This is a genomic window from Halorhodospira abdelmalekii, from assembly GCF_016583625.1.
Lineage (GTDB): Bacteria > Pseudomonadota > Gammaproteobacteria > Nitrococcales > Halorhodospiraceae > Halorhodospira > Halorhodospira abdelmalekii.
Genome location: NZ_NRRN01000118.1, coordinates 1 through 1,677, shown reverse-complemented (window position 1 = coordinate 1,677; position 1,677 = coordinate 1). Strand labels below are relative to the sequence as shown.

The window sequence follows — 1,677 nt, the reverse complement described above, 5'->3', positions numbered from 1 at the left end:
GGCCAGCTGCCATGGCAGCGCCTCCAGAGCCTCCAAAAAGCGCAGCGTGTCCATATAACTCGCCTCGACCTCCAGGTGGACCGGGTGGCGAAAGATCGGCGGCACTTCTCCGTCGGCATCAGCTTCCCGATGTGGCGGCCAGTCGGTGGTGCTTGTGTGCTGGCGATGGCAGTGGCGGTGACGAAGACGGTACCGGCGGTGACGCTGGATATCACGATGGTGCCGACGATGACGACAGCGATGGCACCCTGTTGGGGTGCCACCGTCGAGTAGTCGCCGATGGATCTCGGTCTGTCTCAGTGCGGCTTCAATATCGCTTCGATGTGGCCCGGCACGATCTGCCGCCACGCCACGAACGGGCACCACCGCCACCCTGCTGTTCCACCGCGCTGCTGTGCTAAGCTGCTGACGAAAGCCGATTGCCACATCAATCACTGTGCTATGCCGCCATGAGCCAACTACTCGCCCCCACGAATGATTACGTCTTTAAGCGCCTATTCGCCGAAGCACCTGATTTACTTGTTGATTTGATCAATGACCTGCGCCCGGACCTGCCGGATATTGCCACTGTAGAAGTGTTGAACCCTGGGATTGAGCCGAGTGAGCTGACCGGCAAGTACATCATCCTTGATGTGCTGGCCCGCGATCGGAACGGCGACTGTTACAACGTAGAGGTTCAAGTGCGGCGCTACGGTGCGTGGCACAAGCGCGGGCTCTTCTACTTGGCTCGCACCCTGGGGGTGCAGCTTGCTGCGGGGGAAGATTATCAGGAGCTGCGTGCTGCGGTGGGGCTGCATCTTCTCGACTTTGACTTGTTCACGGCGACGGCGGCCGAGCGTGATCAGGCTGTCTGGCGCTTTGAGATGCGTGATGAGCGCCAGCCTGAGATCACGCTGGGGAACATCCTGCAGATGAACCTGATCGAACTGAAGAAAGCGGATCGGCTGGGATTGCCCGACGGGCCGCTGCGCGCTTGGATCACCTTTTTCACGCACTGGGAGGAGGAGTTCACCATGGCGAAGATTGCCCACGAGCCCGTCAAGCGGGCGATGAGCCGTATCCGCGAACTCAGTGCCGACGAGGAGGCCCGTCACTTGGCCTTTGTGCGCGAGCGGGCACTGCGGGATGAGGTCTCGCAGCTCAATGAAGCGCGGCGTGAGGGTGAGCAGCTACGCGCTGAGAAGACCGCTCGTAATCTCATCTCACTGAATGTGCTGACCGATGAGCAGATCGCTCAGGCGACGGGGTTAAGCGTGGATGATGTTGGCAAGCTGCGTAGTGAGGGGCAGGGGCAGCGTTGAGCGGCTATGCGGCCGATAGATCGTGCGCGTACCCTGACCTGTGCCGTGTTGCTGCACGGCACAGGGGGGTAGCGCGCGTTGTGAGGGCTGTGACTGATAGGGCAGTGGCAGCCCATCCCCACACTACAGGGCCTCTGCAGTGATGGGGTGCGTGGCGGTGGGCCAGAGCGAATTGAGTGGCGGTTAGAGCCGACGGGGCGGGGTGGTGTCAGTGCCGAGCCGGTGGTGCTGTATCGGGGCGGGAGTGAGCGGGCGGGCTGAATCCTTAGAGCAATTTCCTTAGAGCAATTTAACGAGTGTTACAATCAGCGCGGCTTGACCGAGCAACAGCGGCACCAGCCACTTGAGCAGATCGGCTTTAATCCGCACCACCTCG

At 61.2% G+C, this 1,677-nt stretch carries 2 protein-coding genes; both read left to right on the top strand.

Translation table 11 applies throughout. From position 1 onward, the window contains the following. Window positions 1-84: 84 nt before the first annotated feature. Complete coding sequence (locus CKO15_RS13670) at window positions 85-273, top strand: hypothetical protein (RefSeq protein WP_200197368.1); 189 nt, start codon at window positions 85-87, stop codon at window positions 271-273. Window positions 274-449: 176 nt separating this feature from the next. Next, window positions 450-1,301, top strand: a complete 852-nt coding sequence (locus CKO15_RS13665) for an Rpn family recombination-promoting nuclease/putative transposase (protein WP_200197366.1) — start codon at window positions 450-452, stop codon at window positions 1,299-1,301. Window positions 1,302-1,677: the final 376 nt, after the last annotated feature.